General features: G+C 63.4%; 13 protein-coding genes. 8 read left to right on the forward strand and 5 right to left on the reverse strand.

The genetic code is table 11. From position 1 onward, the window contains the following. The 5 genes from QZ269_RS02390 to QZ269_RS02410 form a co-directional block, all read left to right on the forward strand. Nucleotides 1–594: branched-chain amino acid ABC transporter permease (locus tag QZ269_RS02390; protein WP_291423907.1), on the forward strand; the 594-nt coding region annotated here is incomplete at its 5' end. Continuing rightward, nucleotides 591–1,568, forward strand: a complete 978-nt coding sequence (locus QZ269_RS02395) for a branched-chain amino acid ABC transporter permease (RefSeq protein ID WP_291423909.1) — start codon at nt 591–593, stop codon at nt 1,566–1,568. The genes QZ269_RS02390 and QZ269_RS02395, both read left to right, overlap by 4 nt. Beyond that, complete coding sequence (locus QZ269_RS02400; protein ID WP_291423911.1) at nt 1,561–2,370, forward strand: ABC transporter ATP-binding protein; 810 nt, start codon at nt 1,561–1,563, stop codon at nt 2,368–2,370. The genes QZ269_RS02395 and QZ269_RS02400 overlap by 8 nt, the downstream gene beginning before the upstream one ends. Beyond that, the gene (locus tag QZ269_RS02405; RefSeq protein ID WP_291423913.1) at nt 2,363–3,070 is read left to right on the forward strand and encodes an ABC transporter ATP-binding protein; all 708 of its coding nucleotides are present in this window, start codon (nt 2,363–2,365) and stop codon (nt 3,068–3,070) included. The genes QZ269_RS02400 and QZ269_RS02405 overlap by 8 nt, the downstream gene beginning before the upstream one ends. A gap of 3 nt (nt 3,071–3,073) precedes the next feature. Further along, nucleotides 3,074–4,318 carry a serine hydrolase gene (locus QZ269_RS02410; protein WP_291423915.1) on the forward strand — a complete coding sequence of 415 codons (1,245 nt, stop codon included), beginning with the start codon at nt 3,074–3,076 and terminating at the stop codon, nt 4,316–4,318. Nucleotides 4,319–4,603: 285 nt separating this feature from the next. Here QZ269_RS02410 and QZ269_RS02415 read toward each other — a convergent pair whose 3' ends face one another. Both QZ269_RS02415 and QZ269_RS02420 read right to left on the reverse strand, forming a co-directional pair. Further along, nucleotides 4,604–5,215, reverse strand: a complete 612-nt coding sequence (locus QZ269_RS02415) for a Dps family protein (RefSeq protein WP_291423917.1) — start codon at nt 5,213–5,215, stop codon at nt 4,604–4,606. Between the two features lie 47 nt (nt 5,216–5,262). Beyond that, entirely contained in the window at nt 5,263–6,156 is an 894-nt protein-coding gene (locus tag QZ269_RS02420; RefSeq protein WP_291423919.1) for an MBL fold metallo-hydrolase, read from the reverse strand. A gap of 161 nt (nt 6,157–6,317) precedes the next feature. Between QZ269_RS02420 and lspA the strand changes: the two genes are divergently transcribed. The 3 genes from lspA to QZ269_RS02435 all read left to right on the forward strand — a co-directional run bounded on the left by lspA (nt 6,318) and on the right by QZ269_RS02435 (nt 13,632). Beyond that, complete coding sequence (gene lspA / locus QZ269_RS02425) at nt 6,318–6,890, forward strand: signal peptidase II (RefSeq protein ID WP_291423997.1); 573 nt, start codon at nt 6,318–6,320, stop codon at nt 6,888–6,890. A 279-nt stretch (nt 6,891–7,169) separates the two neighbouring features. Then, nucleotides 7,170–11,978 carry a glutamate synthase-related protein gene (locus QZ269_RS02430; protein ID WP_291423999.1) on the forward strand — a complete coding sequence of 1,603 codons (4,809 nt, stop codon included), beginning with the start codon at nt 7,170–7,172 and terminating at the stop codon, nt 11,976–11,978. A gap of 187 nt (nt 11,979–12,165) precedes the next feature. Continuing rightward, nucleotides 12,166–13,632 carry a glutamate synthase subunit beta gene (locus QZ269_RS02435; protein ID WP_291423921.1) on the forward strand — a complete coding sequence of 489 codons (1,467 nt, stop codon included), beginning with the start codon at nt 12,166–12,168 and terminating at the stop codon, nt 13,630–13,632. A 78-nt stretch (nt 13,633–13,710) separates the two neighbouring features. On the opposite strand, the gene QZ269_RS02440 is transcribed toward QZ269_RS02435, so the two are convergent. Genes QZ269_RS02440 through QZ269_RS02450 form a run of 3 tightly spaced genes read right to left on the reverse strand, consistent with a single transcriptional unit; the run spans nt 13,711 to nt 16,105 of the window. Beyond that, a complete protein-coding gene (locus tag QZ269_RS02440; protein ID WP_291423922.1) occupies nt 13,711–14,409 on the reverse strand; it encodes a hypothetical protein in 699 nt (232 codons plus the stop codon). After that, nucleotides 14,406–15,170, reverse strand: coding sequence for a hypothetical protein (locus tag QZ269_RS02445; protein ID WP_291423924.1), 765 nt, complete (start codon nt 15,168–15,170; stop codon nt 14,406–14,408). Before QZ269_RS02445 ends, QZ269_RS02440 begins: the two co-directional genes overlap by 4 nt. Next, complete coding sequence (locus QZ269_RS02450; RefSeq protein ID WP_291423925.1) at nt 15,167–16,105, reverse strand: hypothetical protein; 939 nt, start codon at nt 16,103–16,105, stop codon at nt 15,167–15,169. Before QZ269_RS02450 ends, QZ269_RS02445 begins: the two co-directional genes overlap by 4 nt. Nucleotides 16,106–16,381 lie beyond the last annotated feature (276 nt).

Consider the following 16,381-nt stretch of genomic DNA (forward strand, 5'->3'; position numbering starts at 1 on the left):
GCGCCGCACGTGCAGCCGATGATCGCGGCCATCGGGGTGCTGTTTTTCATCGAGGCCGCCGTGCAAAAAATCTGGGGGCCGGATTTCAAGCAGATCGCCGAGCCTATCCCGGGAATCCTGAACCTGGGCAGCGTGACCATCACCTGGCAGCGCGTGCTGGTGATCGCCGCGAGTCTGGTCGCTATGCTGGGGCTGAATTTTTTCCTCAAGCGCACCCTGACCGGCTCGACCATCGAGGCTATGAGCCAGAACCGTGAGGGAGCGAGGTTGGTCGGCATCAACACCAACCGGGTCGGCATGCTGACCTTCGCCATTTCGGGGGCGCTGGCTGCGGTGGCCGCCTGCCTGATCGCGCCGATTAACTCGGTCGCTCCCAGCATGGGCGAGGTCATGAACCTCAAGGTGTTTGCCATCATCATCCTGGGCGGCATGGGCAGCGTACCGGGGGCCATCGTGGGCGGCTTTTTGCTGGCCTTCGCCGAGGTGTTCGGGGGGTACTACATCAGCCTGGACTTTGCCGACGTGATCGGGTTTGCCATGCTGGTGCTGGTGCTGGCGATTCGGCCCCAGGGCCTATTCAGGAGAGGGGCATGACGCCGCAAGCCGCCAAAAAACTGGCCTGGGGTTGGCCGATTCTGTTCGTGCTGGCTGCGCTGGTGCCGCTGCTGCACCCGTCGAGCTACATGCTGGATATCGGGGTGAACGTGATGATCTGGGCCATCGTCGCCTACGGGCTGAACGTCATTCTAGGCTACACCGGGTTGCTTTCGCTGGCGCACGCCGGGTTTTTTGGAATTGGGGCGTATACGGTGGGCATTTTGACCCTCAAGGCAGGCTGGAATTTCTGGCTGGCGTGGCCCGCCGGGGTGCTGCTGTGCGCCCTGCTGGGCTATGGGCTAGGGCTGGTGGCCTTCAGAACCAAGGGCGACGCCTTCTCGATCTTTACGCTGGGCGTGGGCGTCATCATTCAACTGGTGATTAACAAGTGGGATCGATTGACGGGCGGTAACGACGGCCTCAACGGTATCAACCCGCCGCCGGGACTGGAGGGGCTGTCGAAAATGGTGGGCCTGAAGCTCACCGGGGGCTTTTATTATCTGGCGCTGCTGGCCCTGATTCTGACAGTGGTTGTGGTCGCCCGCGCCCGCTTCAGCACCTTCGGGCGTTCGCTGATCGCCATTCGCGGCGGCGAGGATCTGGCCCGCAGCGCCGGAATCGACGTGTACGCGCACAAGCTGCGGGCCATGCTGCTCTCGACGGCTATCGCAGGCTTCGCGGGCGGGCTGTACGCCGCCTACGTGGGCTTCATGGGGTCGGCCATCACCGGGCCAGTCACGGCCTTCACAGTGCTGCTGTACCTGCTGGTCGGCGGCCTGGGAACGCTGGTGGGGCCGCTGCTGGGCACGGGCGTGATGTATACGCTCTCGCAGGGGCTTAAAGGACTTCAGGATTACCAGTATCTGGTGTTTGGGCCGCTGCTGGTGCTGCTGGTCATGTTCGCGCCGCAGGGGTTGGTGGGCCTGTGGGAGCGCCTGAAGGGTCGGCGCGGAGGAAAGAAAGATGCTTGACGTAAGTGGTCTGGGCATCCGCTTCGGCGGCAATCATGCGGTGCGCGACGTGACAGCTAGTATCGCTGCCGGGCAGATCACGGCGATCATCGGCCCTAACGGTGCGGGCAAAAGCACCTTCTTCAATCTGATTTCGGGCTTCTACCAGCCGACCTCGGGCAGCATCACCTTCAGGGGCGAGGACATTACGCGCCTCAAGACTCATCAGGTGGTCGGGCGCGGCATCGCCCGCACCTTCCAGACCACTACCATCTACAAGGATCTCAGCGTGCTGGAAAACGCCATGATCGGGCACCGTATTCGCACCCGCGCCGGGTTGCTCGACGCCCTGCTGCGAACAGCCCGTGAGCGCCAAGACGATGCGGGCAGCCGCGCTGGGGCGAGGCAGGCCCTTGAACGGGTGGGGCTGGCGAGTCAGGCCGACCGGCCCGCCGGGGCCTTGACGCAAGAAGGGCAAAAGCGCGTGGGAATCGCCATGGCGCTGTCCAGCGACCCCAAACTGCTGCTGCTGGACGAACCCGCCGCCGGAATGAATCCGGAGGAGACGGTCAACCTGATGGGCCTGATCCGTGACCTGGTCGCGGGCGGCCTGACGGTTGCGCTGGTCGAGCACAAAATGAGTCTAGTGATGGGCCTGGCCAACCAGATTGTGGTACTGCACCACGGCCAGAAGATCGCGCAGGGCACGCCTCAGCAGGTCGGTCACGACCCGGCGGTGGTCGAGGCGTACCTGGGCAGCCACGCGCACGGCGGCCAGATGGGACACAACACCACTGACCCTCAGGAGGCGGGCCATGCTTGAAATCCGTGACCTGAGCGTTAAATACAGCGGCTTCATGGCGCTGGACCGCGTGAACTTGACTGTCAACCCCGGCGAAATCGTGGTGTTGCTGGGGGCCAACGGCGCGGGCAAAAGCTCTTTGTTCCGCACGCTCAGCGGGTTGCAGCGGCCTTCGGGCGGCACCGCCACCTGGAACGGCACCCCGCTGACGGGCGGAAAACCCGAATTTAACGTGTCTCACGGCGTCGCGCAGTGCCCGGAAGGTCGCCTGCTGTTTCCCGAACTCAGCGTGGACAAGAATCTGCGGCTGGGGGCCTTTGTTCACCGCCGCCACCACGCCGAGAATGAAAAACTGCTGGCGCACGTCTACGAACTGTTTCCCGGCATGATTCCTAAGAAGAACGCCCTTGCCGGGAGCCTCTCGGGTGGGCAACAGCAGATGGTCGCCATTGGCCGCGCCCTGATGGGCAAGCCGCAACTGCTGCTGCTCGACGAACCTTCGCTGGGCCTCGCCCCGCTGGTGGTCGAGCAGGTCTTCGCGGTCCTCAAGCAAATCAACGCCGAGGGGGTCAGCGTGCTGCTGGCCGAGCAGAATGCATTCGCTGCGCTGGGGGTGGCGCACCGGGGCTATGTGCTCGAAAGCGGTAAGGTCAGCCTGGAAGGCAGCCAGCAGCAGCTGATGAATGATGACAGGGTGCGCAGTGCCTACCTGGGGGTATAAGTGATGAGCGATATCAAGGCTGGAGTGAATACCGAACGTCTGCGGCGCTGGGATACGCATTTTAAGGAAACGTACCTTGACCCTGGCCTTTTGCCCAATGCCCTGACGCTGGTGTACCGCCGGGGCGAAATGGCCTACCAGAGCGTGCAGGGGTGGGCCGACATCGAAAAGGGCGTGCCGATTGAGGCCGACTCCATTTTCCGCATCTACTCCATGACCAAGCCGCTGACCAGTCTGGCCTTTATGCTGCTGGTCGAGGAAGGCAAGGTCAGCCTGAATGACCCCGTCAGCAGCGTGATTCCCGAGTGGGCCGGGCTGGGCGTGTACGAGAGCGGCCCAGCACAGGACGGAGCGGGCGCGTTCACGACCACCCCCGCTCAAGGCCCGATGCGGATGGTGGACCTGCTGCGCCACACGGCGGGCCTGAGCTACTTCATCCAGCAGGGCGGCCACCTCGATGAGACTTACCGCAAACTGGGCCTGGGCTACCGCACCAGCCTGGACGAATTTATGGCCGAACTGGCCCAGCTGCCGCTGGAATTCTCGCCCGGCGAGGCGTGGCACTACTCGGCGGCCACCGACGTGCTGGGCTATCTGATCGGAAAAATCTCGGGGATACCCTTCGAGGACTTTTTACAGCAGCGGATTTTGACGCCGCTGGGAATGCACGAAACCGGCTTTCAGGTGCCGCCGGAAAAGACTGGGCGCTTCATGACCTGCTACGCGCTGACGCCGCAGGGCCTTCAGGTGTTTGACCCTGTAGACCGCAGCAGCTACTTGCAGCCACCGCGTTTCGTGTCGGGCGGGGGCGGCCTGGTCAGCACAGCTGCCGACTACCTGCGCTTTTGCCGGATGCTGCTGCGCGGCGGCGAGCTAGACGGCGTGCGCGTAATTGGCCCCAAGACCCTGGAACTGATGACCCGCAACCATCTGCCGGGCGGCCAGGACATCGCCGCGCTGACCCGTTCCGCCGTGGCCGTTAGCGAGACAGGGTCGGCGGGCGTGGGCTTCGGCCTGGGCTTTGCCATGACGCTTAACCCGGCCCGCACCCTGCAACCGGGTAACCCCGGCGACTTTTACTGGGGCGGCGCGGCGGGAACGTATTTCTGGGTAGACCCCGTGGAGGATCTGGCCGTCATCTTTATGACCCAGGCGCTGTACTACCCTGATCGGGTGCGCCAGACCCTCCGCACGATGGTCTACGCCGCGCTGGAAGATTCACCGACCTTGCACGGAACGAAAGCCTGAACCGCCCAGGGCAGGGGAGAACTGTTTAGCCTATTGCCGACGGCAAACGCTGGGACGGCTGGGCGGCGCGGCCCGGTGGTTCTCGCCCCGACTTCGCTGGCCGCTACGCGGCGGCGGACGGCAGCGCCGAACTGGTTCAGGAGGCTCCATGAAACGTCCCCCCTCTTTGCTGGCCCTGCGCCCGGTTCAAGGTCTACACACGCTGAGCCTGGGTTTTGCCGTAACGTCATAAAAAGGGCGCCCCCAGGTGGACTAACCACTCTGGAGGCGCGGTTCCCGTGAAAATCAGTTCAGCTGGTCGTCGTCCATGATCGCCTGGAGCATCCAGCGAATCTTGTCGATGGTGGCGGCGTAACCGTTGTACATATCGGCGGTGGCGTGGTCGTTGGCGTCGTCCACGGCTTTGCTGTCGTCGCGGTAACCCCGGCCCACGCGTGAGAGATCCTCGACCAGTGCCGAGACCTGCGAACGGGCGTCACGCACGGTTTCAACGGGTACGTCGACCACGCTGTAGCGGGCAATATCGGCGGGCGCGGCGACCGGGCTGCCCCCCAGAGCCACCAGCCGCTCGGCCTGTTCGTCGATGGCAGGGAAGATCATGTCGATAAATTCGTCGTAGGCGAGGTGCAGGTCACGGAAAAAGCGCCCGCGAATATCCCAGTGAAACTTCTTGAACTTCAGGTACAGGGAAATGGTCGTGGCGAGGTTGCGCTGCAACGTCTCGGACACCACGCCGAACTCCTTTTCGGTCAGGTAGTGGTGGTTAACCAGCGCATTGTTGACTGTTTGCAGGTGCGCGGCGTCGGCGTGATCGGTGCCAGTAGCCACCACGCCCTTGGCCCCGGCACTCGGGATGCCGTCCTTGGCGCTGTTCTTGCTGCTCGATTTTTTAGTCATGGTTTTAGCCTACGTCTGTGCGGCGGCGGCGCCAATACGCCTTTTCTTCACGTTTCGGTGAACAGCATACGGTTCCCGGCTACGGCCAGACCAACCTGCCCGGCTCCGAGCAACTCAGTAAGGTGGGCAGCGACCACGGCGCGGTTCAGCACGGCGGCCCCGGCGTGGGTCATTTCAATCTGAAGGCGGTCGCACACGCGGGCCAGCAGTTCGTCGGTGGTCGCCGGGCCTGCCTGCACTGCGCGTAGAACGGTGGCGGTAGTGCGCTCGTAGGCCGCCAGATTGTCGCGGGCCAGCTGGCCCAGTTCGCCAACTGGTTCGCCGTGGCCGGGTAGCACCGTGGCGACACCGCTCAGTGCGCCCAGGTGCGCCGCGCTCACTTTTTGCTGACCCGAATCGGCGCAGAAGGTCAGCGGGTGCTTGTGCAGAGTGCCCAGGCCGAATAGCCCGTCGGCGGCGTACAGCACCTCACCGAACCGCACCGCGTACATCTGCGCGGCGTGACCCGGAATCTCGATCAGCTCGGCCCGCACGCCGCCGATGGTTTGCGTGCCAGCGTCCAGCGCCTGCGCGGGGCTGGCCGGGGCCAGCAGAAATTTGGTCCGCAGTTCGGGCGGCGGGCAGGCTCCGTACAGAGAGAACGGCTCCAGCAGCGGGTGGTTAATGATCGCGGCTTCCAGCGGCGGCGCGTAGACGAGCAGGCCGGGAAATTTGCTCAGAATGAAAGCGTTGCCGCCGTGGTGGTCGGCGTGGCTGTGCGTATTCAGAATGGCGCTGGGCTGCAACTCCAGTTCGGCCAGCGAGCGCAGCAGCTTGCGGGCGTGCGACTCGTCCAGGCCAGTGTCGATCAGCAGTGCGCCGCCCTGGCCGTTTTCGATCACCACGCTGTTGACGGTGCTGGGCAGGTAGTGGATACCGGGGGCGAGGCGCAGCAGGGGCATAGAGGGCAGCTTAGCGGCTGCCTTCCTCCTTGCAGCGGGGGCTGGGCAATGAACGTGGGTGCCTGGACTGACTGACTGGGCCTTTGGCCGGCGTCTGCCTGCACTCTGCTGCCTGGACTCTGCTGCCCCAACGCTGCTGCCCGGACTTTGCCCAGACGCCTCTGCTTATACTGCGGGGCGTGTCCCGCCCTCTGTTGCCTGCTCGCACCTTTCCGGCCTGGTTTCCGGCCGCCCTTTTTGTGCTGCTGATCGCCGCCGACCAGTGGCTCAAAAGCTGGGCGCTGGCACACCTGCACGCCGGACAGCCCCCGGTGCCGTTTTTGCCGGGCTTGCTAGGCTGGGTGCTGACCTTCAATACGGGCGCGGCCTGGAGCATGTTCAGCGGCAGTGCCAGGCTGCTGGCCGTCGGGCGCATTCTAGTGGGCCTGGCGATTGTGGCCTACGTGTACCTGCGCCCCCAGACGCGCTTCATGACCGTGGTGCTCACCATGATCGCGGCGGGGGCAGTAGGCAATTCCATAGACGGGCTGCGGGCAGGACAGGTGACCGACATGCTGTATTCACCGCTGCTGAGTAGTGTGACCCGCGCCATCAACGGCAGCGAGTTCCCGATCTTCAACCTGGCCGACAGCTACGTGGTGCTGGGGACGCTGCTCCTGCTTGTCGGCAGCTTTACCGGTGATTCCAGAAAGAAGACCGCCATCGAAACCCAGGAAACTGTCCGCGCCGACTGAAGGCGGAGGCGGGCGCAGCTGGTTAGGGCCGGGTGCGCCTTCGGCTTTAGGATAACTTCTCTATACATTTTTCTAGGATTTCAAGAAATAGAATTTCCTAAAGGCCGCTCAGGATGCTCTTCTGCGCTTCTGAATGGCGTCTGTTGTTCAGGCTGTACCCAGGCAGTTTATAAACAACGTCCCCCTGTCCCGGGCATATTTAGGTACCCTTTAGGCAGACGCCTGTGTTCTACAGGCCCACGTTAAGGGGGATGCAACATGAATCACGACCAGAACCGGATGAAGCCGGTGAAAACGCCTCCACCAGCGACCCCAGTGACTTCCGTACAGGAGCAGCGCCAGGCCGCCGAGCAGGGCCTTTATTCCGCCGCCGAGCACGACGCCTGTGGGGTGGGCTTCGTGGCTCACATCAAGGGCGAACAGCGCCACGACATCGTGACCCAGGGCCTCAAGATTCTGGAAAACCTTGACCACCGTGGGGCGGTCGGGGCCGATCACCTTATGGGTGACGGCGCGGGCATCCTGATTCAGATTCCCGACCAGTTCTACCGCGAGGAGATGCAGCAGCAGGGCGTGACGCTGCCGCCGCTGGGCGACTACGGCGTGGGCATGATCTTTTTGCCCAAGGAAATTGCCTCGCGCCGCGCCTGCGAGCAGGAACTCGAACGGGCAGTTATCGCCGAGGGCCAGATTGTGCTGGGCTGGCGCGATGTGCCGGTGAGTCGTGAGATGCCCATGAGTCCGGCGGTACGCGCAAAAGAGCCGGTCGTGCGCCAGATTTTTATCGGCGCTGGCCCCGACACGCTGGTGCCCGACGCCCTGGAGCGCAAGCTATACATTATTCGCCGCCGCGCTTCCAACGCCATCTTGGGGCTGAACTTTACCCACGGGCAGGAGTATTACGTGCCCTCGATGTCGTGCCGCACGGTCATCTACAAGGGCCTGCTGCTGGCGACCCAGGTCGGTGAGTACTTCCTTGACCTGCAAGACGGGCGCGTGGTGTCGGCGCTGGCCCTGGTGCACCAGCGCTTTTCGACCAATACCTTTCCCGAGTGGCGGCTGGCCCACCCGTACCGCATGGTTGCCCACAACGGCGAAATCAACACTGTCAAGGGCAACTTCAACTGGATGCGGGCGCGTGAAGGCATCCTCAGTTCGCCGCTGTTCGGCGACGACCTTAAAAAGCTGTACCCGATTTCCTTTGAGGGCGAGTCCGACACCGCCACCTTCGACAACGTGCTGGAACTGCTGACCCTCGCGGGCTACCCGATGGCGCAGGCCGCCATGATGATGATTCCCGAGGCCTGGGAGCAAAACACCCTGATCGACGACCGCCGCCGCGCATTCTACGAGTACCACGCCAGCATGATGGAACCCTGGGACGGCCCCGCCGCGATGGTCTTCACCGATGGCCGCCAGATCGCCGCGACGCTTGACCGCAACGGCCTACGCCCGGCCCGCTACATCCAGACCCGCGACGACCTGGTGATTCTGGCGTCCGAATCGGGCGTACTGCCCATTGCGCAGAGCCAGATTACCCGCAAGTGGCGCTTGCAGCCTGGCAAGATGTTCATGATCGACCTCGAGCAGGGCCGCATCATTGAAGACGACGAGCTGAAGATGCAGTTCGCCAAGGCCAAACCCTACCGCCAGTGGGTCGAAAACACCCGTTTCCGCCTCGACGACTCTGACGAAACCGGCAGTGTAGACGAGTTTGCCGAGCCGCTGCTCAGGCGTCAGCAGGCGTTCGGCTACAGCCAGGAAGACCTGAAATTCCTGATGGGGCCAATGGCGAAAGCGGGCGAGGAAGGCATCGGGTCAATGGGCAACGACTCGCCGCTGGCCGTGCTGAGCAGCAAGAACAAGCCGCTGTTTAACTATTTTCGCCAGCTGTTCGCGCAGGTGACCAACCCGCCCATCGACCCGATCCGCGAAGCAGTGGTTATGTCGCTGGTCAGTTATGTGGGGCCGCGTGCCAACCTGCTGGACATCAACACCGTCAACCCGGCCATGCGCCTGGAAGTCGAGCAGCCCATTTTGGACTTCGACGACATGGCCCGCGTGCGTAACATCGAGGCCCATACGCGCGGCAAGTTCAAGGCTTTTGAACTCGACATCACCTATCCGGCGGACTGGGGCGAGCGCGGCATCGAGGCCAAGCTGGCGACCATCAACGCCTGGGCGGTAGACGCCATCGAAAGTGGGCACAACATCATTATCTTGTCCGACAAGCGGGTGGATAAGGACCGTGCCCCGATTCCCTCTTTGCTGGCCTTGAGCAGTGTGCATCATCACCTGGTGCACAAGGGTCTGCGGATGAAAACCGGGCTGGTCGTGGAAACCGGAGACGCCCGCGAGGTGCATCACTTCGCGGCGCTGGCGGGCTACGGCGCGGAAGCCATTCACCCGTATCTGGCCCTGGAGACGGTCATGGAGCTGCACCGCCCGGTGCCGGGCCTGCCCGACCTGAGCGATATTACGCCCGAAAAGGCCGTATACAACTACATCAAGGCTATCGGCAAGGGCCTGAGCAAGATTATGTCCAAGATGGGCGTGAGCACCTACATGAGCTACTGCGGCGCTCAGTTGTTTGAAGCCGTGGGCCTCCGGGAAGACTTCGTGCAGAAGTACTTCAGGGGCACCGCGACCCGCATCGGCGGCATCGGGCTGTTCGAAGTGGCCGAGGAAGCCCTGCGAATTCACCACGCAGCCTTCTCGGGCAACCCGCTGCTCGACAAGGACCTCGAAGCGGGTGGCGAATACGCCTGGCGTGCCCGTGGCGAGGAGCATATGTGGACGCCCGACGCCGTCGCCAAGCTGCAACACAGCGTTCGCAGCGGCAAATTCGAGACTTACGAGGAATACGCCCGAATCATCAACGACCAGAGCAGGCGGCACATGACCCTGCGCGGCCTGTTCGAGTTTAAAACCGAGGGCCTGACCCCCGTGCCGCTGGAAGAGGTTGAACCCGCCAGCGAGATCGTCAAGCGCTTCGCCACCGGCGCGATGAGCCTGGGCAGCATCAGCACCGAGGCGCACGCGACCCTGGCCGTGGCCATGAACCGCATCGGCGGCAAGTCCAATACCGGTGAGGGCGGCGAGGACCCGGCCCGCTACGAGCGCGAGATGCGCGGTGAAAAGCTGGGCGCGGGCGAAAGCCTGGGCAGCGTCCTGGGAGCCGGAGCCGACGGACAGCGGCGCGTCGAGGTGGACTACCCCCTTCAGGAAGGCGACAGCCTCCGCAGCAAGATCAAGCAGGTGGCCTCGGGCCGTTTCGGGGTAACCACCAACTACCTCGTGTCCGCCGACCAGATTCAGATCAAGATGGCGCAGGGCGCGAAACCCGGCGAGGGCGGGCAGCTTCCCGGCAGCAAGGTCAGCGAATACATCGGCTTCCTGCGCCACAGTGTCCCCGGCGTGGGCCTGATCTCGCCGCCGCCGCACCACGACATCTACTCTATCGAAGACCTCGCGCAGCTTATCCACGACCTTAAGAACGTCAACCCCCGCGCTGACATCTCGGTCAAGCTGGTCAGCGAGGTGGGCGTGGGCACTATCGCGGCGGGCGTGGCAAAGGCCAAAGCCGACCATATCGTGATCGCCGGGCATGACGGCGGCACCGGGGCCAGCCCCTGGAGCAGCATCAAGCACGCGGGCAGCCCCTGGGAGTTGGGCCTGGCCGAGACGCAGCAGACCTTGGTGCTTAACCGCCTGCGTGACCGTGTGCGCGTGCAGACTGACGGGCAGCTCAAGACGGGCCGCGACGTGGTCATTGCCGCGCTGCTGGGTGCCGACGAGTTCGGTTTCGCCACCGCGCCGCTGGTCTCGGAAGGCTGCATCATGATGCGTAAGTGCCACCTGAACACCTGCCCCGTCGGTGTGGCGACCCAGGATCCGGTGCTGCGTGCCCGCTTCCAGGGCAAACCCGAACACGTCATCAACTTCTTTTTCTTCGTGGCCGAGGAAGCCCGCAAGATCATGGCGGGGCTGGGCATCCGCACCTTCGACGAACTGACGGGCCGCAGCGACCTGCTCGAAACCCGCCAGGGCATCGAACACTGGAAGGCGCAGGGCCTCGACTTCTCGCGCATCTTTTACCGCGCCCATGAACTGCCCGACTCGGTGGGCCGCCGTCACCTCGAAATGCAGGATCACGGGCTGCTCAACGCTCTCGACCTGCAACTGATCGAGAAGTGCCGCCCCGCCATTGAAAAGGGCGAGCGCGTTCACTTCCTCCAGGCCGTGCGGAACGTCAACCGCACCGTTGGCGCGATGCTGTCCGGCGAACTGATTCGCCAGCGTCCCGGTGGACTGCCCGACGACACCATTCACATTCAGATGGAAGGCACCGGCGGCCAGAGCTTCGGCGCGTTCCTGGCCCCTGGCATCAGCCTGTATCTGATTGGTGACGCCAACGACTACACCGGCAAGGGCCTTAGCGGTGGCCGCATCGTGGTGCGCCCGACCATCGAGTTCCGGGGTCAGGCCGAAGACAACATCATCGTCGGCAACACTGTGCTGTACGGCGCGACCAGCGGCGAAGCCTACTTCCGTGGCGTGGCGGGCGAGCGCTTTGCCGTGCGTCTCAGCGGGGCCAAAGCGGTGGTCGAGGGCACGGGTGATCACGGCTGCGAGTACATGACAGGTGGTACGGCAGTTGTGCTGGGCCAGACCGGGCGTAACTTCGCCGCCGGGATGTCGGGCGGCGTGGCGTATGTCTACGACGTGGACGGCCAGTTCGAGAAACGCTGCAACCTCAGCATGGTCAGCCTGCATAAGCTTCAGCCCGCAGATGAGCAGCTTCAGGCCGCCGACGTGTGGACGCTGCACAACCAGCAGAGCGACGAGGCCCAGCTGCGGACCCTGATCGAGGAGCACCACCGCCAGACCGGTTCCAAGCGTGCCGGTGAGATTCTGGACGACTGGGACACGGCCCTGGGCAAGTTCGTCAAGGTCTTCCCGCTGGAATATCAGCGTGCCCTTAAAGAACGCGCCTACGCCGAACCCGGCACCGTTCGCGCCGCCGACACCGTCAGCCTGAAAGCTGGAAAAGCCGAGAAGGGCGGGCAAGGGGTACTGACCAAGTAAGGCTGGTGACCGCCTCCGTGCCCCCTACGCGGCCTGCTTTCTGTCCCTCCGGGGGCGAGGAGCCTGACGAAGCAAGCGGGTGAGGAAGCAGTCACAGCCGACCTGAACGCCACCAGCGTCCCAGCATCCAAACGCCGCACGCTCAAAGCCCACCACTTCCCACTCACCACCCACCGGGAGTTCCCAAATGTCCAAAATCACAGGTTTTCTAGAACAGCCCCGCGTCAAGGAGAAGTACCTCGCTCCTGAGGCCCGGCTCAAGAACTACAAGGAATTTGTCGAGCCGCTTCAGGGCGAAGCAGCACGCAAGCAGGCGACGCGCTGCATGGACTGCGGCATTCCGTTTTGTAACAACGGCTGCCCGGTCAACAACATCATCCCCGACTTCAACAATCTGGTGTACCAAGACGACTGGAAACAGGCCCTGGATGTGCTGCATACCACCAATAACTTTCCCGAGTTCACCGGGCGCATCTGCCCCGCGCCCTGTGAGGCGGCCTGCGTGCTGAACATCAATCAGGAGCCGGTGGGGATCAAGTCCATCGAGCTGGCCATCATCGAGCGCGGCTGGCACGAAGGCTGGGTCGTGCCGCAGCCCCCCGAAGCCAAGACTGGCAAAAAGGTGGCCGTGGTCGGTTCCGGCCCCGCCGGGCTGGCTGCCGCGCAGCAACTCGCCCGCGCCGGGCACGACGTGACGGTGTTCGAGAAAAATGACCGTGTGGGCGGGCTGATGCGTTACGGGATTCCCGATTTCAAGATGGAAAAGACCCACATTGACCGCCGCGTGGCCCAGATGGAAGCTGAGGGCGTGACCTTCCGCACCGGCGTGCTGGTGGGCGAGTGGCCCAAAGACAGCAAAGTCACCAACCTGAGCAAGGAAAACGTGACTCCCGCGCAGCTTCGGCAGGAATTCGACGCTGTCCTGCTGGCGGGCGGCTCCGAGACGCCGCGTGACCTGCCAGTGCCGGGGCGCGACTTGCAGGGCGTGCATTACGCCATGGAATTTTTGCCCGCCCAGAACCGCGTCAATGCGGGCGACAAACTCAAGGGGCAGCTGCGGGCCGACGGCAAGAATGTTATTGTCATCGGCGGCGGCGACACCGGCAGCGACTGCGTGGGCACCAGCAATCGCCACGGCGCAAAGTCGGTTACGCAGTTTGAAGTTATGCCCCAACCCCCGGAGCAGGAGAACAAGCCGCTGGTGTGGCCCTACTGGCCCATGAAACTGCGTACCAGCACCAGCCACGAGGAAGGGGCCGTGCGTGAGTTTGCCATCGCCACCAAGGAATTTATCGGTAAGGGCGGCAAACTGACGGGCCTGAAGACCGTGCGGATGGAATTCAAGGACGGCAAACTGGAAGAAGTCGCGGGCAGCGAAGAGATTCACGAGGCCGAGTTGGTACTGCTGGCGATGGGTTTTACCAACCCAGTGGGCAGCGTTCTTGAATCCTTCGGAGTGGAAAAAGACGCCCGTGGCAACGCCCACGCAGGCACCGAACTGGTGGGCGGTTACGCGACCAGCGTAGACGGCGTGTTCGCGGCGGGCGATATGCGCCGGGGTCAATCACTGGTGGTCTGGGCCATCCGTGAAGGGCGGCAGGCGGCGCGGGCCATCGACGAGTTTCTGATGGGAGAGAGCGTCCTGCCGCGCTGAGGCCAGGCTGAGGCTCTGCTCCCGAGGCGAGGGTTGCACCTGCTTTCTCGGGTGCGGCCTCTGTGGTTAGGGTCACCGTCAGACAGACACCACCGGAATCAGGAAACTGGTGGTTTCGTCCAGCTGGCCCGGCAGGTGTTGCCTGACCTGCACTTCCCAGACCAGCCAGTGGTTACTGCCCAGCTGACTGGGCCGGGCCCCCGCTGGAATATCGGCGTGCCACACCGCGCGTAGGCGGTGCTGACCCCCGAAGGTCGGTTGCCGGCCCAGGTCTTTTTCATAGTGAACGGCGTGGTCATAGGTGGTCTCGGTGCCCACCGTGCGCTGCGTGACTTCCACGCAGACCAGCCGGGCGCTGAGGGTGCCTGCGCCGACCTCGGTATTCGGTTTGATATCACGGTGAAACGAGAGCCGCAGCGGGTCGCCGGGCCGGTAGCGCTCCTGCTTAAGCAACAGAATGGGCGACCCGAAATGGTTGCTTTGCAGGTGCAGCCACCATTTGCGGCCATATTCATACAGCTTAAAGAGCCCAAAAATGCCAACCAACAGCATGAGAGGCGTGGTGTCGCTCGAGTTTGAGAGTCCGGTATGCGGTTGCGACCGGAGAAGAGCAGCGGGTATAGCCAGGCAACACAGGGTAAAACACAGTTCCCAGAAGGTTGGTTTTTCGGCTCTTGTGGCTACAATCGCCCACTCACCGCCAAAGCTGGTGGGCGTGGGCAGTTTCTGCGGCTTCTTGATTTTGTACTCTTTCCAGGTGTCGACAGTCTGGGTCATGGTTGGCTCCCGCCGCGTTGCGGCACCACTGGAAGCATGAAATCGCTGACTTCTTCCAATTGCCCCGGCAGGTTCTGGCGCACCTGAAGTAGCCACACGACCCAGTGCCCCGTTTCCAGAAGCGTGGGCTGGGCGTTGCCGGGCAGTCGAACATGCCAGGTGCCCCGCAACTGGTGGCTGCCTGGCCGCACCACCTGTTTGCCCAGGTTCTCCTCGTGGAAAATAACCCGGTCAAGAATATTGTAGGTGCCCCGGGTGCGGCGGGTCAGTTCCATGCCCACCAGCCAGGCGCTCAGGGTACCCTGCAAGTTAACGGTGACTTCAGGCAACATGTCGCGGCGAAACGCCAGACTCAGCGCCTCGCCGGGCAGGTATTCCCGGTGCTCTAGCAGCAGGATAGGCGAGCCAAAGCGTTTCCCCCGCTGGTACTGTCTGAGGCGCTGGTAAAAGTGGTGGGCCGACGCGAGTGCCAGACCAAAGCAAAAGATGACAAACACCACTGGATTGCCCGAGTCGCTGTCCGGGTCAACGGGCACATTGCGGTTCATAAAAGCCAGCCAGCCGATGACGCCGAAAAACAGCGTAAGAAGCGCCGCGAACCTGCTCGGCGGTTCGGTCTTTTCCGAAATGATGGCCCACTCGTTGCCAAAAGCGCTGGGCCAGCTGAGCGGCTGACGGTCAAAGGACGGGATCTGAAAGTTGGCCGGAACAGTGTACTGGTCTTTCTGCTGTCCCCGATTGAGTTCCTTCGTGCGTGTCATCTTTGTTTCTCCTGAGCCTGCTGCGCCGTAAAAATATGTAGCCGCGTGGCAATCTCTCGCCACGAGCCGCCGCATTCGCATGCAAGTTGTTCTGCCAATGTTGACGGGATTTCAAAACCAGCCGCCAGCCGCGCCGATTCGATTCTTCTGGCGGCCCAGGCCAGAATGTCGCCAGCGCTGATTCCGCGCAGCTCGATGCTCTGCACCGTCAGGCCGTAGCGTCTCGCCTCGGCGGCCAGGTCGCGGTGGGTGCCCACACACACGGTATATCCGGCCCGCGCGGCCCGGCTCAGGCCCCAGTGCAGCAGCGGCGTGGGAATGCGGCAGGCTTCGTCCCAGTAGCAGATTGGCGCAAGCGGTGGGGGTCGCCAGCGTTCATGGCCGCGCGGCGGATAGTAGTGGCCGGGGCCGGGGTTTTGCCTGCGCCAGTGCGCCAGATGCGAGGATTTCCCCGCGCCTTTTACGCCCAGCAGTTGCACCAGCTGGCCCACGCCGGGCTGTGTTCCTGGGCTGGGGGCCACCGAATACCCACGTTCCAGCCAGTGCTGCGGCGTAACGCCCTCCCAGTCCATCTGCCGCGCCGGAATCTCCTCGGCGCAGAAGGGGTTGCCGGGCAAGCCCAGTGCGGCGTAAGGGTCGGGGTGCCACGCGCCGCTGCCAACCACCAGCCGCTGCACCTCCCCAGCGCATTCCACCTCCCACAGCACCCGGAACAGCAGCCCGTCGTAGGTCTGGGGCGCCCCGGGCGGCAGCGTAACTTCTACCTGGCCCTGCCCGCTGGTATGCCCAGACCAAACCAAGGTGCTGTTCGGGTCGCCCCGGCCTTCGGTGCGGCGGCGAATCTGCGCGGTGGCGTGCGGCGCCAGCCATAGCGTAGTCGTCTGTCCTGGGATCAGAATGGGCAGGAACGCCGAATCAGACTTTCTCCCTGTCAAACATGGCTCATGGACGGTGTCCGGGAAGTGGCCCAACATGACCCACGGTAGTGAGTGCCTGTCAGGCTGGTGTCACTATCTGGGGCCTTCGTGTCGCTCCGGTTGATTCTCTGTGTCAGGGGAAGGTACCCGGCCCTGGCAATTCAGGAGCATGAGGAATGGGCTACACCTATGGGAGGATGTGCCCCCGACGCTGCGGGCTTAGGCTGGCACTATAGTGTCCCGGTAGAGTTCGTTCGCGCAGTTCGCGTTGCTGGGCCTTCATCAGTTCGGCGG

The organism is Deinococcus sp. (assembly GCF_018260405.1).
GTDB lineage: Bacteria > Deinococcota > Deinococci > Deinococcales > Deinococcaceae > Deinococcus.